This window comes from Caldicellulosiruptor obsidiansis OB47 (assembly GCF_000145215.1).
In the GTDB taxonomy this organism is placed as follows: Bacteria; Bacillota; Thermoanaerobacteria; order Caldicellulosiruptorales; family Caldicellulosiruptoraceae; genus Caldicellulosiruptor; species Caldicellulosiruptor obsidiansis.
The window spans coordinates 919,130-937,733 of the sequence record NC_014392.1; the positions used below are offsets into that span (position 1 = coordinate 919,130).

Consider the following 18,604-nt stretch of genomic DNA (forward strand, 5'->3'; position numbering starts at 1 on the left):
AAGAAAGGGGTTTAAAAAATGGGTTTTAAAATGACGTTTAGGTGGTTTGGTCCAAAGGATGATAATATTCCTCTTGAGTATATTCGCCAAATTCCAGGTATATACGGTGTTGTAACAGCACTTTTTGATATTCCAGTTGGAGAGGTATGGCCAGAGAATAAGATTTTTGAGCTAAAAAAGATGGTAGAAGATGCAGGACTAAAGTTTGAGGTAATAGAGAGTGTAAATGTTCACGAGGATATAAAACTTGGTCTTCCAAGTCGAGATAGGTATATAGAAAACTATAAACAGACTATAAGGAACTTAGCAAAAGCAGGTGTAAAGGTAATATGCTATAACTTTATGCCTGTATTTGACTGGTTGAGGACAGACCTTGCAAAAAAGCTGCCTGATGGTTCTGAGGTTATGGAATACAATCATGAGATGCTCAAGAATATAACACCAGATGAACTTGTAAAAAGCATGGAAAAGGGTTCACAAGGATTTTCTCTTCCTGGTTGGGAGAGCTACAGATTAAAACAGCTCCAAAACCTGTTTGAGATGTACAAGGATGTTGATGAGAATAAACTTTTGCAAAATCTTATCTACTTTTTGGAAAATATAATTCCTGTATGTGAGCAAGTAGATGTTAAAATGGCAATACATCCTGACGATCCGCCTTGGCCACTTTTTGGTCTTCCAAGGGTTGTAACCAACAAAGAAAATATAGAAAAGTTTTTAAGAGCGGTTGACAGTCCCTACAATGGGTTGACTTTGTGCACAGGTTCTCTTGGAGCAAACAGGGAAAATAACATTCCGGAGCTTATAAGGTATTTTGGCAAGATGGGAAGAATACATTTTATGCATGTAAGGAATATAAAATTTACGGGTGAAAAGTCTTTTTACGAGACATCCCACCTGTCGACAGATGGCTCATTTGACATGTTTGAGATTATGAAGGCTATATACGACATAGGTTTTGACGGGTATTTGCGACCTGACCATGGAAGGATGATTTGGGGCGAAAAAGGAAGACCTGGTTATGGACTTTATGATAGAGCCCTTGGCATTGCGTATTTGAACGGACTGTGGGAAGCAATTGACAAGATGTCGAAAATGAAATGAAGTAGTAGTAGTTATGAACAATAAAAAAAAACGGTTGTCCCGAAAACCGCCTGCTGGGGCTGGGACACTTTGATATGGCGGACTATAAATACCCCAGCCATCTTGAGCCGCTATTCTTTTGCAGTGGCTTAAGGTGTTGTTAAGTTTCAAAAATGCAGAAAATAAATTTAGACAGGTCATGGGAATATCTTGAGCTTGGTTTTGCAAACGTGCTAAGCTTAACAAATTCAGAATATGAGTGGAAAAAGGTAGATCTGCCACATGATGCTGTAATTGAAAAGGAAAGAAGTGAGGCCAATCCCTCAGGTGCTGGTGAAGGGTATACTGCGGGATGCAGTTTGTATTACAAAAAGGAATTGTTCTTGAATGAGCAATGGCAAGGCAAAAACTTAATACTTGAGTTTGAAGGAATTATGGGTATAGCCGAGGTTTTTATAAATGGTAGATTAGTTGCAAAACATTTCAATGGATACACAAGTTTTCTAATTGATATAACAAAGCATGTCAAGTTTGATGATAAGAACATTATTATTGTGCGTGTGGAAAATACTCATAAGCCAAGCTCAAGGTGGTACGCAGGTTGTGGTATATACAGGCATGTGTGGCTACACATCGGTGGCAAGGTATATATAAAACCGTGGCATTTGCATGTTCAAACCAGAGAAATTGAAAACCAAACGGCAAAGTTAGAAGTAAAAGCTGTTATTCTCAACAGTGTGAATGAAGAAATTGAAGGAGTAATAAAGTTTGATGTATTTTCAAAAGAGGAAAAATTAGTGCTCAGCAGTGAAGAGAAGTTTTTGATTGGTGAAAATGAAGAAGAGGTAATTTCCAAAACCTTAGAACTAAAACCATTTAAATATTGGGATGTAGAAGATCCATATCTTTATAAAATTCAAGCAACTATTATTTGTTATGAGAGTGTAGAAGATAGTGCTTCTACATTGTTTGGTATTCGAACAATTTCAGTTGATCCAAAAGAAGGATTTAAATTAAATGGTAAACCATTAAAATTAAAAGGTGGCTGTATTCATCATGACAACGGACCACTTGGAAGTGTAAGTTTCGATAGAGCAGAAGAGAAAAAAGTAGAACTTTTAAAAGCTTCTGGATTCAATGCGTTAAGACTTGCACATAATCCATTTGCTCCAGCGTTTTTGGATGCTTGTGATAGATTGGGGATGCTTGTGATAGAAGAATTTTTTGATGTATGGCATGCTGGCAAGGTTAGCTTTGACTACCATCTATTTTTTGACAAGTACTGGGAAGAAGATTTGGAATCCACCATAATGAGGGACTATAATCACCCTTCGATAATAATGTGGTCAATAGGAAACGAGATTACATGGGGAGTTGGAGTTGATGTTGATGACCATAGCAGCTATTCCATCTACAGCTGGTGTGAGCGATTAGCTAAAAAAGTAAAGAGTTTGGATTCATCAAGGCTGGTAACAGCGGCGCTGTGCGCAATCCCGGATGATTATAAAAGGCTTTTTGCCATAATTGAAAAAGGTAACTATGTAATTAGAATGCTTAAACAAGAAGCTGATGTTATTGAAGATAAATGGGGCGAGTTCTCAGAAAAGTTCTCAAAGTTTTTAGATGTTGTTGGTTATAATTATAAAGTAGATAGATATAGATATGATAGATACAAATATCCTAACCGAATAATTTGTGGTACCGAAACTTATCCATATACTCTTTTCAAAAACTGGAAGGAAACAATGGAAAATTCAAATGTAATAGGTGATTTTGTATGGACGGCTATTGATTATTTGGGCGAAGCAGGTCTTGGTAGGGTAAGTATTGAAGTAGATGATCTTAAATCTTTCTGCGGGTCTTATCCATGGTTTTTAGCAAATTGTGGAGATATTGATATTTGTGGTGAAAAACGTCCTCAATCGTATTATAGAGATGTTGTTTGGGGAAATAGGAAAGATCCATATATTGTAATACTTCCTCCACAAGTGTATGGCAAAAAACTATACTTTAAACCCTGGGCATGGGAGCCTGTTGAAAGAAGCCACACTTTTCCTGGATGTGAAGGGATGCCAATAGAGATACATATTTATGCAAATGCAGATGAGGTTGAGTTGTTTGTAAATGGCAGAAGTTTGGGAAGAAAAGAAGCTGATGTTTCCACTGAGTTTAAAGCAGTTTATGACACGATTTATGAACCAGGAGTGATAGAAGCTGTAGCATACAAAGATGGTAAAGAGATTGGCAGAGACAAAATAGAGACAACAGATGAGCCCGCAGCCTTAAAACTGGTACCTGACAGAGAAGTTATATCCTCTTGTTATGGTGATTTGTGCTACATAAAGATAATAGCAGTTGATAAGAATGGGAGAGAGGTTGTTTTTGCGGATAACACAATAGTTGTAGAAGTTGAAGGTGTTGGCGAACTTGTTGCTTTGGGAACTGCTGATCCTTTATCGGGAGAACCATTTGTTAGCCGAAAGAGAAAACTTTATAAAGGACGAGCACTGGCAATAGTAAAGAGTATTGGCAAAAAAGGAGAATTTGAATTGAAAGCTTGGGCAGAAGGATTGGATGGTGCTCAAGTTTTTGTAAAATGCATCTAAGGAGATTTAATTATCAATTTCATCCAGTTTAGTTAAATTAATATTATGGGTACAATTGCTTTTCAACAAAAAGTATTGCTCAGTAATCAAGTTATGTGATAAAATTAAAAACGACAGAGTAGATAAGGATTACTGAAAGAACAAAATATCTGAATCAATGCCCACGAAGGGTTAAAGTAAAGAGCTTTTCGTGGGCTTTGATTTTTTTACAAATACTTTGAAAAAAGGAGGAAAAGTACAGATGCACATTCCTGATGGTTATTTGAGTCCGCAAACTTGTGTTACATTTTATGCTGCATCTACAGTAGCAGTTGGTTTTGCATTTGCAAAGTTTAAAAAATCAGTTGATGAAAAGACCTTTGTTCATCTTTCAGTTGCATCAGCGTTTACATTTATTGTTATGATGTTCAACTTTCCGGTAGTGGGAGGAAGTTCTGCTCATATTACTGGAATACCGCTTATAACTTATCTGTTCGGGCCATTTTCTTCAATCATAGCATCGGCAGTGGTGTTGATAATCCAAGCTCTTTTGTTCAGAGATGGAGGAATTTTAGCACTTGGAGCAAATGTGTTTAACATGGCTGTTGCTATTCCGCTGGTTACTATTTTTGTCGACAGCATTTTGAAAACGGCTAACCTCAAAAATGAAAAGGTGAGAATGTTTATAAGCACATACATTTCAATAAATATGGCTGCACTTTTGACAGCAGTTGAGCTTGGACTTCAACCAATTTTATTTACAAAAGCAGGAAAACCGTTATATTTTATGTACGACTTGAAAACAACCATTCCTGCTATGATGGTTCCACACCTTTTGATGGTTGGAGTGATTGAAGCGGTTTTGACAGTTTTGCTGTACTCACCTTTGAAAAATTTTGCTAAAATAAAAAAGTAATTTAAAGGGGTGGACTTATGTTATGAAAAAAGGCAATGATAATAGCTTTAAAACGATATTAATAATTCTGTTTGCCCTTGCTATTTTGACACCGCTTGGGCTTTTGACGCAGAACCCGGCATTTGGTGAATGGACTCAGGAAGAAATAAAGAAGATGCTGGGATTTGTGCCTGAAGGGTTAAAAAAGTATGCTGAGGTTTATAAATTTGACCTCTTTGATGGCTATTCAGTTAAGTTTATTTCCAACCAGTATATTGGCTATATTTTATCAGCACTAATTGGGATAGCAGTGATATTTGCAATATTTTTCTTATTAAAACATTTGATGACTGAAAGGAAGTAAGATAAATTGCTGCCAGATTTTTTGAGAGAAGGAGATAACGTTGAAGTCAAAGTTGCAAAAGAAGGATATGTGGAAAAGAGTCTTTCTGGTTACTTGAAAGTTTCTCAGTGGTTTTTCAAAAGAAACAAAAGTTTATTTACAAATATTGACGAATGGGCAAAACTTTTGTTTTTAATATGGTTTAGTTTAATGGTCAGTGTCTCTGATAGTATTTTGTTTTTGGCAGTTGCTTTTACTTTTGTATTGGTAGTTGCAGCAATATCAAAAGCTGATATCAAAGCATTGATTGTTTCGTCTTGGGCGTTTGTACCGCTTGTTACATTTATCATAAGCATTCCTTATATGCTTATTACAAAGAGTATTATGCCTGCTGTTTTGCAGGTTTTAAAGACAGGTATAATTATAATGACAGGTGAGGTTGTGATATATAACTCAAGAATTGACAGGCTTTTTAAGCCTTTTTCTTTTTTTGGGGGATTGAAAGAATTCATATGGCTTGTGGAACTCACGATAAGGAACATCTTTGTACTTTTGCACACAATTACAGATATTTTGTTCGCAAAGAAGATAAGGACGGTGGGTGTATCAAGGAATAGATTAGATTTTGTAAAATCTATGATAAGAGCCATTGCTCAAAAGACCATATATATTTCAGAGGTTACTTATCTCTCTATGAAAACGCGCGGCTTTTCATCGGGAAATGTTAAATTTATGTATAGATTCAAGGTTACCATCTCAGAACTTTTGTTGGTATTTTTATTAATTATTATGAGTGTTATGGAGAGGATTTTAAAATGAGTGCAGTGTTTACAGGGAAAAATATAACATACAGGGTAAACAACAAAACCATTCTTGATAGTGCAAACTTTGAGATAGAGAAAGGAAAGGCTTATGCTCTTGTAGGTTGCAACGGAAGTGGGAAAACTACACTAATGAAAATACTTTCTGGAATCATACTTGATTTTGAAGGAGAGCTTTATTTTTATGATAAAAAAGTTGATAAAACTTCTTTTGATGAACTTTTCAAAAACGGATTTTACAAAAAGGTAGGTTATATGTTTCAGGAGACAGAACTTCAGCTTTTTAATCTCACTGTGTTTGATGAGATTGCTTTTGGTCCAAGACAATTTATGAATGATGAAAGAAAAATTCAAGAAAGAGTTTTAGAGGTAGCCAAGTTTTTAAATATTGATAATTTACTTGAAAGTGATATACTAACTTTAAGCGGTGGGGAGAAAAAAAGAGTAGCACTTGCTTCAATACTTGCAAATAACCCAGAGGTTTTAATACTTGATGAGCCGACAAATGACCTTGACCCCAGGAGCATAAGGTTTTTTGCAACCATTTTAAAACAGCTCAAAGATGTTGGGAAAACTATAATTGTTTCTACACACCACTTTGACTTGCTTTTTCGCTTGGCTGACTACACAATTTTGCTTTCACCAGACCACAGAATACTGAAGATTGGTACCACAAAAGAAATTTTAGAAGATAAGAATCTTTTGATTGAAGCTGAGGTCATAGATGAGGAATTTGAGGTTTGAGATATTAAAAGTGGGTAAAAGAGATAAATAGCAAACCCATTAGGTAAAATGTGAAAAATTTCTAATGTGCTCGTAAATATAAGACAGAGGAGAGGAAAGTGATATGGATTGAGAATTTTCATAGGTTGAATTGATTGAGAAATAATTTAGTAATTGGTAAAATAGATAACAAAGAATAAAATGATTATAATGTAATATTTGTTGTGTCAATAAAATTTAATTGGAGGGGTTGATTTGGCTAGTGACAAAATAACCTTAAGACAGCTTGAAACCCATCTTTTCAGGGCAGCTGATATACTCAGAGGTAAGATGGATGCCTCTGAGTATAAAGAATATATATTCGGTATGCTTTTTCTAAAATATACATCAGATGTCTTTGAAGAAAAGAGACAGGAATTAAGAGATAGATTCCAAAATATGAGATTTTCCGAAGAACAAATACAGGAGCTTTTAGAAGATCCAGTTTCCTATAGCGATGCCTTTTTTGTTCCTGAAAAAGCAAGATGGGAAAATATTTTAAAGCTAAAAGAAGATGTTGGGAATCAGTTAAATAAAGCTCTGAGCGCTTTAGAGGAAGCAAATCCAGAGCTTGATGGAGTTTTAAAGCACATAGATTTTAACGCAGTAAAGGGAAAAACCCGACTCAAAGATCAGCAACTTATTGACCTTATTAACCATTTCAACAAGTATAAACTGACACCTTCAAACTTTGAATTTCCTGATCTGCTTGGTGCTGCTTATGAGTATTTGTTAAAGGAATTTGCTGATTCAGCTGGTAAAAAAGGAGGAGAATTTTACACACCATCACATGTCAAAAAATTAATGGTAAGATTAGTTAAGCCCCGTGAGGGTATGTCAATTTACGACCCAACTGTAGGCTCTGGTGGTTTCTTGATTGAGGCGTTCCACTATGTTGAGGAACAAGGACAAAACCCAAGAAACTTAGCACTTTATGGGCAAGAACTAAATGGATTGACATGGTCTATATGCAAAATGAATATGATTTTGCACGGCATCAATGATGCACACATTGAAAACGAAGATGTGCTAACAACCCCAATGTTTTCGGAAAATGGATACATAAAAAGGTTTGATAGAATATTAGCCAATCCACCTTTCTCAGAAAATTATAGCCGAGCAAATATGCAGTTTGAAGAAAGATTTAAATATGGCTTTACTCCTGAGAATGGGAAAAAGGCAGATCTTATGTTTTTACAGCACATGATTGCAAGCCTGAAAGATGACGGAGTAATGGCAACAGTTATGCCCCATGGAGTTTTGTTCAGAGGTGGACAGGAAAAGGTTATAAGGGAAGGGATTGTAAGAGATGATTTGATTGAAGCAATAATCGGACTGCCACCTAAGCTTTTCTATAACACTGGAATACCTGCTTGTATTATTGTGATTAATAAAAACAAACCAGAACATTTAAAAAATAAGATCTTGTTTATTAACGCTGATAGAGAGTATGGAGAAGGTAGAAATCAGAATTTCTTGAGACCAGAGGACATAGAAAAAATAGTTACAGTGTTCGATGAGAAGAAAGAGATACCTAAATACTCAAGTCTGGTTGATATAAAAGAGATAGAGGAGAATGATTTTAACCTAAATATCCGACGGTATGTGGATAATTCCCCGGACCCTGAAATCGAAGATGTTCGTGCCCATCTTTTTGGTGGCGTACCGAAGAGTGAAGTATTGCTGTATGAAAAACAGTTGAGGAAATTTAACTTGAGCTATGATATTTTGCTGGCAGAGAAGAGTGAAGATTATTTGGAGTTTAAAAAGGACATTACTGACAGAAATCAAATTAGGGAACTGATTGATAATTGTACTGAAGTAAAAATTACAATAGGAAAACACAAAGAAAAACTTTTGGAGTGGTGGCAGGTTGTAAGGACCCAAATTGAACAGTTTTACGGCAAAAACAATCTTTGGAAGTTTAGAAATGAAGCTTTAGAAAAATTGAAAGACAGCTTATTGCCAATTGGAACATTTGATGAGTTCAAAATAGCGGGCATATTTGCAAATTGGTGGGAAGAACTTGTTTATGATTTTAAAAGTATAGTTTCTGCTGATTGGAATAAGAATTTGGTTGAAAGAGAAAGAATTAAAGAAAAATATTTTAAAAAAGATATAGAAGAAATTGAAGATCTTGAAAGCAGGCTTGCCGAAATTGAAGCGGATTTAAGTGAGCTTTTAGAAGAGGTTGAAGACTGGGATGAAGAAGAGCAAGGGGATAAAACTGCAAGCAAGGTCAAAGAGTTTCTGAAGGACTTGGTTAAAAATTTAAAATCAAAAGACAGCGAGGCTGCAAGAAGAGAAGCGAGAAAATGGGAAGATTTGTTAGAAAATATTGTTCAAAAAGAAAAGGAAATTAAAAATGTAAAAAGTGAGATAGGCAGAAAGCAAAAGGAACTTGAAAATAAGATTGATGAAAAGATTGAGTCAATTACCAAAGAAGAAGCGAAGGAGCTATTAATCGAAAAGTTCTTCGAATTAATTAGCAATCAACTTGAAAAGTACTTAAATGCAGAGAAAAAAGAACTGATAAAGATTTTTGAAAAGCTTTGGGATAAATATCATGTGTCTCTTGAACATCTTTTAAAGGAACGAGAGCAGGAGGTCAGTAGGTTAAATAAATTTTTGGAGGAACTTGGATACTATGAGAGAGTCTAAACAAGTAGAATTTAAAGCACATTGGAACGACGAGCATCTTAAAACAATCTGTGCATTTGCTAATTCAGAAGGTGGAATAATATACATAGGTGTAGATGACAAAGGCAATCCTATTGGAATAACCAATATAGATAAACTCCTTGAAGACATACCAAATAAAATTTTAAGCAAACTTGGAGTTATTGCAGATGTTGATGTTGAAATGGTAAAAGGGCAGGAGGTAATAAAAATAAAAGTGGAAAAGGCAGAAGTGCCGATCTCATATGACGGTAAGTTTTACATTCGGACAGGTTCGACCATTCAGCAACTTAGCGGAAATGAACTTGTGAGATTTATGTTAAAAAAACAACGAATTTCGTGGGATTCATTACCTTCTGAGGCAGGCGTTGACGAAGTAGACATCAAAACAATAGAAAGGTTTAAAAGGATGGCAAAGAAGAGATTGCCCGAAATATCCGAAGAAGATTCCATCGAAAAGATTCTCAAAAACCTTGAACTTGTAAAAGAGGATAAACTTACAAATGCAGGATTGTTGCTTTTTGGTAAAAAACCTCAAAAGTATATCCACGGTGCAGGTGCCCGTGTTGGAAGATTTAAAACTCCAACCATTATACTTGATACCATTGATGTTAGTGGAAATCTTTTCAAACAGCTTGATGGATTAATGGAAGCTATTAAAAAACATTTGAATGTTCGATTTGAAATAAAAGGGATAGAAAGAGAAGATATATGGGATTATCCTCTTGAAGCTATAAGAGAGGCAGTAATAAATGCATTAATTCATAGGGATTATTTAAGCCTTGCGGACATTCAAATAAAGATTTATGATAATAAAATTTGGTTTTTCAATCCGGGTAAGCTTCCAGAAGAAATAACAATTGAGATGCTAAAACAAGATCATGGATCAATACCACGCAACAGGCATATTGCTAATGTATTTTTCCTCGCAGGATTGATTGAAAAATGGGGAAGCGGTACAAAAAGAATGGTTGAACTTTGCAGGGAAGCAGGACTGCCAGAACCTGAGTTTAAAGAAGAAGGCGGTTTTGTGGTCGAATTTTATAAAGACATATACACAGAAGAGTATTTAGCCAAGCTTGGGTTAAGTGAAAGGCAGATAAAGGCAGTTATGTATGTAAAGGAGAAAGGAAGAATCACGAATAAGGAATATCAAGAGCTCAACAAAGTTTCAAAAAAGACTGCAAGTAGAGATTTTGAAGAACTTGTTAAAAAAGATGTACTTAAAAAAGTAGGAATAACAGGAAAGGGAACTTACTATTCATTAAAAGATCTCTAAAGGAGTCAAATGGGTCACAATGGGGTCATAAAGGGGTCAGATGGAGGTAATGTGAAAGTGGCTAATAATGCAGAGTTTCCAAAAGAATGGACAATAGTGTCTCTTGAAAGAGATTGTGTTTTAATATCGGGTCTAAGGCCAAAAGGTGGTGCTTCAGATGAAGGAATACCAAGTTTAGGGGGAGAACATATAACTTTAGATGGTAGGATAAATTTTTCAGATGTAAATGCTAAATATATCCCTGAGAAATTTTTCAAAATTATGACAAAGGGAAAAGCAGAGGAAAATGACATACTTATAAATAAGGATGGTGCCAACACTGGAAAAGTTGCAATATTAAAAAAGAAATTTTATAAAGATATAGCTATTAATGAACATCTTTTTATTCTCAGGAGCAAAAAATTATTCGTTCAACAATATTTGTTTTACTGGCTTTTTTCACGTTTTGGTCAAAAACAAATAACAGATAGAATAACTGGATCTGCTCAACCCGGTTTGTCGTCAACTTTTATTAAAAATTTTTTAGTACCAAGGCCTCCTCTTTCCGAACAACGCAAAATCGCTGAAATACTTGAGACAATTGATAATGCAATTGAAAAAACTGATGCCATTATAGAAAAATACAAACGCATAAAACAGGGCTTGATGCAGGATTTACTCACCAAAGGCATAGATGAAAACTGGCAGATAAGAAATGAAAAAACTCACAAATTTAAGGATTCGCTGCTGGGGAGAATCCCGGAAGAGTGGAAAGTTGTAAAATTAAAAGATGTTGCGGATATCAGGTTAAGTAATGTAGATAAAAAAACTGATTTAAAGGGAAAAATTATACAACTATGTAATTATTTAGAAGTCTACCAAAATGATTATATAATCAAAGGAATGAATTTTATGCATGCTTCTGCAACTAATAACGAAATTAAGAAATTCAAAATTTCAAAAGGAGACGTTATTATAACAAAAGATTCAGAAGAATATAACGATATTGCAAAACCAGCTTATGTTAGAGATGAAATTGAAAATTTAATTTGTGGCTACCATTTAGCTCTAATTAAACCCCTAAACAATATTAATGGTTTGTTTTTATCGAAAGTCTTGAGTTTTAGAAATGTTAATATATATTTTCAACAAAGAGCTAATGGAATAACACGTTTTGGATTGACTAAAGAAACTATTACTGGTGCTATAATCCCCCTCCCCCTCATTCCCGAACAAGAGCGTATTGCCACAATTTTATCCCAAATAGATGAAGTCATAGAAAAAGAACAAGCCTATAAAGAAAAACTTGAAAGAATAAAAAAAGGCTTAATGGAGGATTTGCTAACAGGCAAAGTCAGGGTAAACCATCTTCTTATTGAGGAGGAAGGTAAAGATGATAACTAAATTGGATGAGGAACATTATGTTGAAAATCCATTCCTCTTTCACCTTCAAAGGCTTGGATGGAAGATTTACAGACAAAACAAAGATAACCCTGAAGATACAAAAGAAATAATATCGTTCACTTCTTCATTAGAACCTGAATATGGTAAAAGCCAAAAATTCAGAGAAAGTTTTAGAGAAGTAATCCTTGAGGGAGTTTTAAGGGAGTTTTTAAAGAGAATAAACCCATGGATAGAAGATGACCAAATAAGTGAAGTTGTTCGAAAAATTACAACACCACAGTCAAACTCTCTTTTAGAGGCAAATAAAGAAATCCACGACTTGCTTTTAGAGAACACCTCAGTTTCTGAAAATAGAAAAACAGGAGAAAAAAGCCCAACTGTTAAGTTTATTGATTTTAAAAATCCGGACAATAATTCATTCATTGCTATATCACAGTTTAAAGTGAATATAACGGGGACTGAAAAACATATTGTTCCCGATATAGTTCTTTTTGTAAATGGTTTGCCTCTTGTGGTGGTTGAATGCAAATCTCCAGCAATTGCTGACCCAATTTCTGAAGCAATTACTCAGCTTATGCGCTATTGTAACAGACGTGGCGCAAGTGAGGGAAATGAAAAGCTTTTCTGGTACAACCTATTTGTAGTAGCTACCTCTAACCAGGTTGCGAAGTATGGTACAATAACCTCAGACTACGAGCACTTTGTTGAGTGGAAAGACCCTTATCCTTTTTCACTGTCAGATGTAAATCCAGATGGAAATGTAACAAGCCAGCAGGTTTTGATTCATGGTATGCTTTCAAAAGAAAACATTCTTGATTTGCTTCACACATTTACCATCTTTAAAGAAGATCCAAAGAGCAAAATGATTAAGGTTGTTGCAAGATACCAGCAATTTAGAGCAGTAAAGAAGATGATAAAAAGATTAAAAGAAGGCAAAACACCAAACGAAAGAGGAGGAATTGTTTGGCATACTCAAGGTTCCGGTAAATCTTTGACAATGATGTTTATGGTTCGAGAGCTTTATCACAATCCTGAGTTTGGAAACTACAAAGTTGTTTTTGTCACAGATAGAAAGGACCTTGAAAAACAGTTAAATGAAACATCAAGAAGTGTTGGATTTACAGTTAAGTTAGCAAGAAGCATACAAGAGCTTAAAGAACTTTTAAAAACTGACACACCCGAACTTGTTATGGCTATGGTTTATAAATTTCAAGAGAAGGAATTAAAAGGAGAATTTCCTGTCCTCAATACATCACCTAATATTCTAATAATGATAGATGAAGCACACAGAACCCAATACAAGCTGCTGGGTGCAAATTTAAGAAAAGCTCTTCCAAATGCAACGAAAATAGCATTTACAGGTACACCTATAGAAAAGACAGAGATGACGTTTGGCGACTACATCGACAAGTACAGTATAAAGCAGGCGGTTGAAGATAGTGTGACTGTTGAGATTGTATATGAAGGAAGAGTACATAGCGCAGAGCTTTCAGACGAAGAGGCAGCAAATGCAAAGTTTGAAGATGTTTTCAAAGACGCTGATAAAGATACAAAAAGAATGATAATGGGAAGATTTACATGGAGAGCATATCTTGAAGCTGAAGAAGTTATCCGTGACAAAGCAAGAGATATGATAGAGCACTATATAACTCATATATTTCCAAATGGATTTAAAGCTCAAGTTGTTACGGTATCTCGTCTTGCTGCAATAAGATATAAAAAAGCACTTGAAGAGGCTCTCAAAGAAAAGATTTCTGAATTGGAAAAAGAAAATAATTCAAAAATAGATTTAGAAACATTGAAAAAGTTAGAGGTTGGTGTGGTTATTTCAGGAGCTCAGAATGATCCACCTGAGTATTATCCTTATACTGACCCAAATGTTCACGAAAGGATAATCAAAAGTTTTAAACTCCCATTTGACAAAGTAGATGAAAATGGTATCAATGGCAATGTTGGTATTTTAGTTGTTCAAAATATGCTAATAACTGGTTTTGATGCACCTGTAGAGCAGGTTATGTATCTTGATAATGTGATTAAAGGACATAACTTGCTGCAAGCTGTTGCAAGGGTGAATAGAGTATACAAAAATAAGTCTTGTGGTTTTGTTGTAGATTATGTAGGTGTTTTGAAACATTTAAGAGAAGCACTGGCTATTTACGCAGATGAAGATATTGAGGAAATTTCAGAGGTTGTAAAGAACAAAGCAAAGAGCATTGATGAGCTAAAGTATGTTCACAATCTTATTGAAGAGTTTTTCGAAAAATATGGCATCAATGACTGGCGCCAGAATGTAGATGAATGCATTGACATTCTTGTTGATGAGCAGGTCAGAAATGAATTTATAGCTCTTGTAAGATGGTTTAACCGTTGTATGGACGAGGTTCTTCCTGACCCTGCAGCACTAAAATACCTTACTGACTTGAAAATTCTTGCCTTTATAAAAGAATCTGCTCGAAACAGATACAGAGATAACAAGCTGAGTATAAAAGATGCAAGTAATAAGATAAGAGGAATTTTAGAAGAATATCTGATCTCTCGGGGAATAGATCCCAAAATACCACCTACTCCACTTTTTGAAGACAAATTTCTCGAAAAACTTCACAAAAAATCAAGCAAGGCAAAAGCTCAAGAACTTCAACATGCGATAATTGAGTATATTGATGAACATTGGGAAGAAGATCCAGAACTTTATGAGAGGTTTTCAGATAGACTAAAGAGGTTACTTCAAGAATACAAAGAAAATTGGGATGCTCAATGTATAGAATTAGAAAAATTAAGAGAAGAGTTGAAGAAGGGAAGAGAAGCAGAACAGACTTATGGGTTTGATCCTAAGAAAGAAATGCCATTTTTTGGGTTACTAAAAGATCAAATATTTGGGAAAAAGCTTGTAAGTGAACTTTCTGATAACGAAATAGATTTTCTTGTCAGCACAACAAGAGATTTGGTAGAATTAATAAGCAGAGAAGTTCAAGCAGTTGATTTTTGGGAAAGTGCAACAAAACAAAGAAAGTTGAAATCCTATATAATTTCGCACTTGCTTGAAAAAATATCACCTGCTATGTATGAAAACAACCATGATGGAGTTAAAACTGAAACTGCAGTATATATCTCTAATTCTTCCGGTCAAAATATATTCAACAAGAGAAATGAAATAGCTCAAAGACTTTTAGAACTTGCTTATCATCATTTTAGGAAGTGATATTATGCTAGATATTAAAATTGAAAAAATCATACGCTCAAATAGAAAAACTATAGCTTTGCAAATAACAGAAAATAACACACTCATAGTCAAAGCTCCGATCAATGTGGATGAAAAAACAATATGGGATATTGTTCAGAAACATAAAAAGTGGATCGAAAAGAGAAAGAAAGAGATAGAAGCAAGAGATCCCAAAGCCTTGCCAAAAGAATTTGTCAGCGGAGAAGGATTTTTATACCTTGGCAGATATTATAAACTGCACATAGTAGAAGACCAGGATGTTCCACTCAAATTTGAAAATGGGTTTTATCTGTCAAGAAGTGCTTTAAAAGATGCAAAAAATGTATTTATAGATTGGTACAAAAAAGCTGCCTATGAGAAGATTCTTGAGAGAGTAAACTGGTGGGCTCAAAAAAGAGGTTTTAAATACAACAAGGTAAATATAACAAATGCGCAGAGAAGATGGGGTTCTTGCTCTGCAAAAGGCAACTTAAACTTTTCCTGGCGGCTCATTATGGCACCGCTGCAGGTAATAGACTATGTTGTTGTTCATGAGCTTGTTCACTTAGAAGAGAAAAATCATGGGAAAAATTTTTGGACAAAGGTAAAACTGCTCATGCCTGATTATAAAAAACATGAGGATTGGCTGAAGAAAAATGGGTATTTGTTGAATTTATAGTATTTTTCGAATTGAATAAGAATTGGAGGGATTTTGAATATGGCAAAAGTTGGTTGGGGACATTTTTGTGATTATGCTTTTTTTGATCAGGAAAATAAAGTTTGCCTGATAGGAATTTTTAAATATATTTTAACTCAACATGTGCCTGTTCAACATACAAGATGTGCCTTTGTGTTTCAGGTGATAGGTGAACCCAATGAAAATGTAAAAATTGAATTAAAACTAATGCGACCTGACGGCAGAGAACCACTCTTAAATTTAAAACACCCTGGCTTTTTATTAAGTCCAACAGGTGAGGCAATACATATTATAGGTCTTGATAATTTACTATTACCAGATTATGGTCCCTATGAAATGGAAGTGTTTTTGAATGATAAATACGAAGATGGTTTTATTTTTGAGGTTCGTCGAACCTGACAGTAATTTTTGTTATTATTTCCTATTGGAAGAAAATTCAGAATTTCATATTTAATCAAAAATTTGTAGTTGATTTGGTAAGTATTAGATTTGAAATACAGAAGAGTTAATTTTCTGGTGCGCCCGAGAGGACTCGAACCTCCGGCACATGGTTTAGGAAACCATTGCTCTATCCTACTGAGCTACGGGCGCACAATAATTTTTGCAAACAATATAATACAACATTTTTAGGCCATTGTAAAGGGGCTTAAAGACAAAAATCAGGGTAGCTTGAGAAAAAGTACAAAAAATATTTACAACCTCTGAAAATACTGATAAGATTAAATGTATACAGTTTGTCAATTTTCGTTACCTAAAAATTACAAGCACAAAGGAGAGGCGAGTGTAATGCTTGATTTAAAATATATAAGGGCAAACCCGGAAAAGGTCCAGGAAGGGCTTTCTAAAAGAAACAAAGACATTTCAATTGCGCCTATTTTAGAGCTTGATGAAAAAAGAAGAAAGCTTTTGGCTGAGGTTGAAAGCCTGAAAGCTCTGCAGAATCAAAAATCTAAAGAGGTTCCAAAGCTTAAAAAGGAAGGTAAAGATGTAACAGGTCTTATGAATGAGCTAAAAGAGCTGTCTGATAAGATTAAAGAATTAGATAGCAAGGTTAAAGATGTTGAAGATGAGATAGAAAAGATTTTGCTCACCATTCCAAACATACCTCATGAGTCTGTGCCAGTTGGTAAAGACGATACAGAAAATGTTGAAGTAAGGCGCTGGGGTGAGGTAAGAGAACCTGATTTTATAATAAAGCCTCATTGGGAAATTGGTGTAAATCTTGGAATTTTAGATTTTGAAAGAGCTTCAAAAGTGTCAGGGAGCCGTTTTACTTTCTATAGAGGACTTGGTGCAAGACTTGAGAGAGCTTTGATTAACTTTATGCTTGACCTTCACATTGAAAAGCATGGCTATACTGAACTATTTCCGCCTTTTTTGGTTGCGAGAAAGTCTATGATAGGCACAGGACAGCTTCCCAAATTTGAAGAGGATGCATTTAAGACAACAGATGATTACTTTTTGATACCAACAGCAGAAGTTCCTGTTACAAACTACCACAGAGAAGAGATATTAAAAGAAGAAGATCTTCCGATAAAATATGTTGCGTATTCTGCATGTTTCAGGGCAGAGGCGGGTGCAGCCGGCAAAGACACAAGAGGGCTTATTCGTCAGCATCAATTTAACAAGGTTGAGCTTGTGAAGTTTGCGAAGCCAGAAGATTCTTATGATGAGCTTGAAAAACTCACAGCTGATGCAGAGGATGTTTTAAGGGAATTAGGACTTCCTTACAGGGTTGTACTTCTTTGCTCAGGTGATTTAGGATTTTCTTCTGCAAAGACATACGACATTGAAGTCTGGATGCCAAGCTATGGAAGATATGTTGAGATTTCTTCTTGTTCAAACTTTGAAAGCTATCAAGCACGAAGGGCAAATATCAGATTCAGAAGGAAGGATGGAAAACTTGACTATGTTCATACGCTAAACGGCTCAGGACTTGCTGTAGGAAGGACTTTGGCAGCAATACTTGAAAATTTCCAGCAAAAAGATGGAACAGTAGTTGTTCCAGAGGTTTTGAGAAGGTATATGGGTACAGATGTGATAAAATGAAAGTTATGAAAAAGGGTAAAGGTAGCAGCAAGATATCATTTAAAGATTGCTGCTACCTTTTTTGTGTATAAAATTATGAATTGTTTTTATGATATTATCTTTATATACAACACCCAATACAAACAAAATAAAAGCTAAAGCAGAAACTATAATTGCTATTGTATAGTTTTTTTCTTCAATGCTGCTTCCAATATATGATGAAAAAAATATTCCTGGTAGTCTTGCAATAGCAACAATCGCAAAAAATCTCAGCGGTTTTATTGGTGAAAGTCCAGCAATGTATGTGAGAATATCTTTTGGAAGTCCGGGTATCAAAAAGAGTAAAAATAGAGCTATTTCTCCTTTTGGAGAGTTGATAAGTAAATAAAATTTCTTAAGCTTTTCTTCTGAGACAATTTTCCTCACAAGACTATATCCTAAAAGCCTTGTTATATAAAATACACATACAGAGCCTATCATGATTCCAATTAGCGAGTAAACTGTGCCAAGAAGCGTACCATAAAGATAACCACCAGAGATTTGAACAGCTTCACCTGGAATAGCAGAAATAATAACTTGAAGAATTTGAATGAGGATAAAAACAAGCACACCAAGATGTCCAAAAGATAAAACCCAGTTTTTGAATTTCTGCGGATTTGAGACGATATTTACAATAAAATGAGAATATCTTATAGCTACTACTGTTGCCAGTAAAATAAATCCTGCAATTGCAACGATATTTAAGACAATTGAAAGATTTTTCCTGTTCACTTTTATCCTCCAATATCATACTTAAGGTTTTTTGTAATTTAGTTTTCATTATATTACTATAACCTATGGATGAGTTCTT

Annotated in this window: 14 protein-coding genes and 1 tRNA gene; 13 read left to right on the top strand and 2 right to left on the bottom strand. The window is 34.9% G+C overall.

What is annotated here, in order from left to right; all coding sequences use genetic code 11:
* The first annotated feature begins 18 nt into the window (after positions 1-18).
* The 12 genes from uxuA (at position 19) to COB47_RS03995 (ending at position 16,125) form a co-directional block, all read left to right on the top strand.
* Positions 19-1,104, top strand: a complete 1,086-nt coding sequence (gene uxuA, locus COB47_RS03940) for a mannonate dehydratase (RefSeq protein WP_013290108.1) — start codon at positions 19-21, stop codon at positions 1,102-1,104.
* 152 nt (positions 1,105-1,256) lie between these two features.
* On the top strand, positions 1,257-3,689 hold the full coding sequence (locus COB47_RS03945; protein ID WP_013290109.1) for a glycoside hydrolase family 2 TIM barrel-domain containing protein: 2,433 nt from the start codon (positions 1,257-1,259) through the stop codon (positions 3,687-3,689).
* A 241-nt stretch (positions 3,690-3,930) separates the two neighbouring features.
* Positions 3,931-4,584, top strand: coding sequence for an energy-coupling factor ABC transporter permease (locus COB47_RS03950; protein ID WP_013290110.1), 654 nt, complete (start codon positions 3,931-3,933; stop codon positions 4,582-4,584).
* Positions 4,585-4,606: 22 nt separating this feature from the next.
* The gene (locus tag COB47_RS03955) at positions 4,607-4,927 is read left to right on the top strand and encodes a PDGLE domain-containing protein (RefSeq protein ID WP_013290111.1); all 321 of its coding nucleotides are present in this window, start codon (positions 4,607-4,609) and stop codon (positions 4,925-4,927) included.
* Positions 4,928-4,933: 6 nt separating this feature from the next.
* On the top strand, positions 4,934-5,725 hold the full coding sequence (locus COB47_RS03960) for an energy-coupling factor transporter transmembrane component T family protein (RefSeq protein WP_013290112.1): 792 nt from the start codon (positions 4,934-4,936) through the stop codon (positions 5,723-5,725).
* Positions 5,722-6,471 (top strand): energy-coupling factor ABC transporter ATP-binding protein, encoded by a 750-nt coding sequence (locus COB47_RS03965; RefSeq protein ID WP_013290113.1) that lies wholly within the window; start codon positions 5,722-5,724, stop codon positions 6,469-6,471. The genes COB47_RS03960 and COB47_RS03965 overlap by 4 nt, the downstream gene beginning before the upstream one ends.
* Positions 6,472-6,705: 234 nt before the next feature.
* A complete protein-coding gene (locus COB47_RS03970; RefSeq protein WP_013290114.1) occupies positions 6,706-9,150 on the top strand; it encodes a type I restriction-modification system subunit M in 2,445 nt (814 codons plus the stop codon).
* The gene (locus tag COB47_RS03975; protein ID WP_013290115.1) at positions 9,137-10,447 is read left to right on the top strand and encodes an AlbA family DNA-binding domain-containing protein; all 1,311 of its coding nucleotides are present in this window, start codon (positions 9,137-9,139) and stop codon (positions 10,445-10,447) included. Before COB47_RS03970 ends, COB47_RS03975 begins: the two co-directional genes overlap by 14 nt.
* A 9-nt stretch (positions 10,448-10,456) precedes the next feature.
* Positions 10,457-11,830, top strand: a complete 1,374-nt coding sequence (locus COB47_RS03980; protein WP_013290116.1) for a restriction endonuclease subunit S — start codon at positions 10,457-10,459, stop codon at positions 11,828-11,830.
* Positions 11,820-15,029, top strand: coding sequence for a type I restriction endonuclease subunit R (locus COB47_RS03985; protein ID WP_013290117.1), 3,210 nt, complete (start codon positions 11,820-11,822; stop codon positions 15,027-15,029). Before COB47_RS03980 ends, COB47_RS03985 begins: the two co-directional genes overlap by 11 nt.
* Before the next feature lie 4 nt (positions 15,030-15,033).
* Entirely contained in the window at positions 15,034-15,708 is a 675-nt protein-coding gene (locus COB47_RS03990) for a M48 family metallopeptidase (RefSeq protein WP_013290118.1), read from the top strand.
* Between the two features lie 39 nt (positions 15,709-15,747).
* Positions 15,748-16,125 (top strand): DUF6941 family protein, encoded by a 378-nt coding sequence (locus tag COB47_RS03995; protein WP_013290119.1) that lies wholly within the window; start codon positions 15,748-15,750, stop codon positions 16,123-16,125.
* Between the two features lie 115 nt (positions 16,126-16,240).
* Here COB47_RS03995 and COB47_RS04000 read toward each other — a convergent pair.
* A tRNA-Arg gene (locus COB47_RS04000) sits at positions 16,241-16,317 on the bottom strand.
* A gap of 195 nt (positions 16,318-16,512) precedes the next feature.
* Between COB47_RS04000 and serS the strand changes: the two genes are divergently transcribed.
* A complete protein-coding gene (serS, locus tag COB47_RS04005) occupies positions 16,513-17,775 on the top strand; it encodes a serine--tRNA ligase (protein ID WP_013290120.1) in 1,263 nt (420 codons plus the stop codon).
* Between the two features lie 39 nt (positions 17,776-17,814).
* On the opposite strand, the gene COB47_RS04010 is transcribed toward serS, so the two are convergent.
* Positions 17,815-18,525, bottom strand: coding sequence for a TVP38/TMEM64 family protein (locus COB47_RS04010; RefSeq protein ID WP_013290121.1), 711 nt, complete (start codon positions 18,523-18,525; stop codon positions 17,815-17,817).
* Positions 18,526-18,604: the final 79 nt, after the last annotated feature.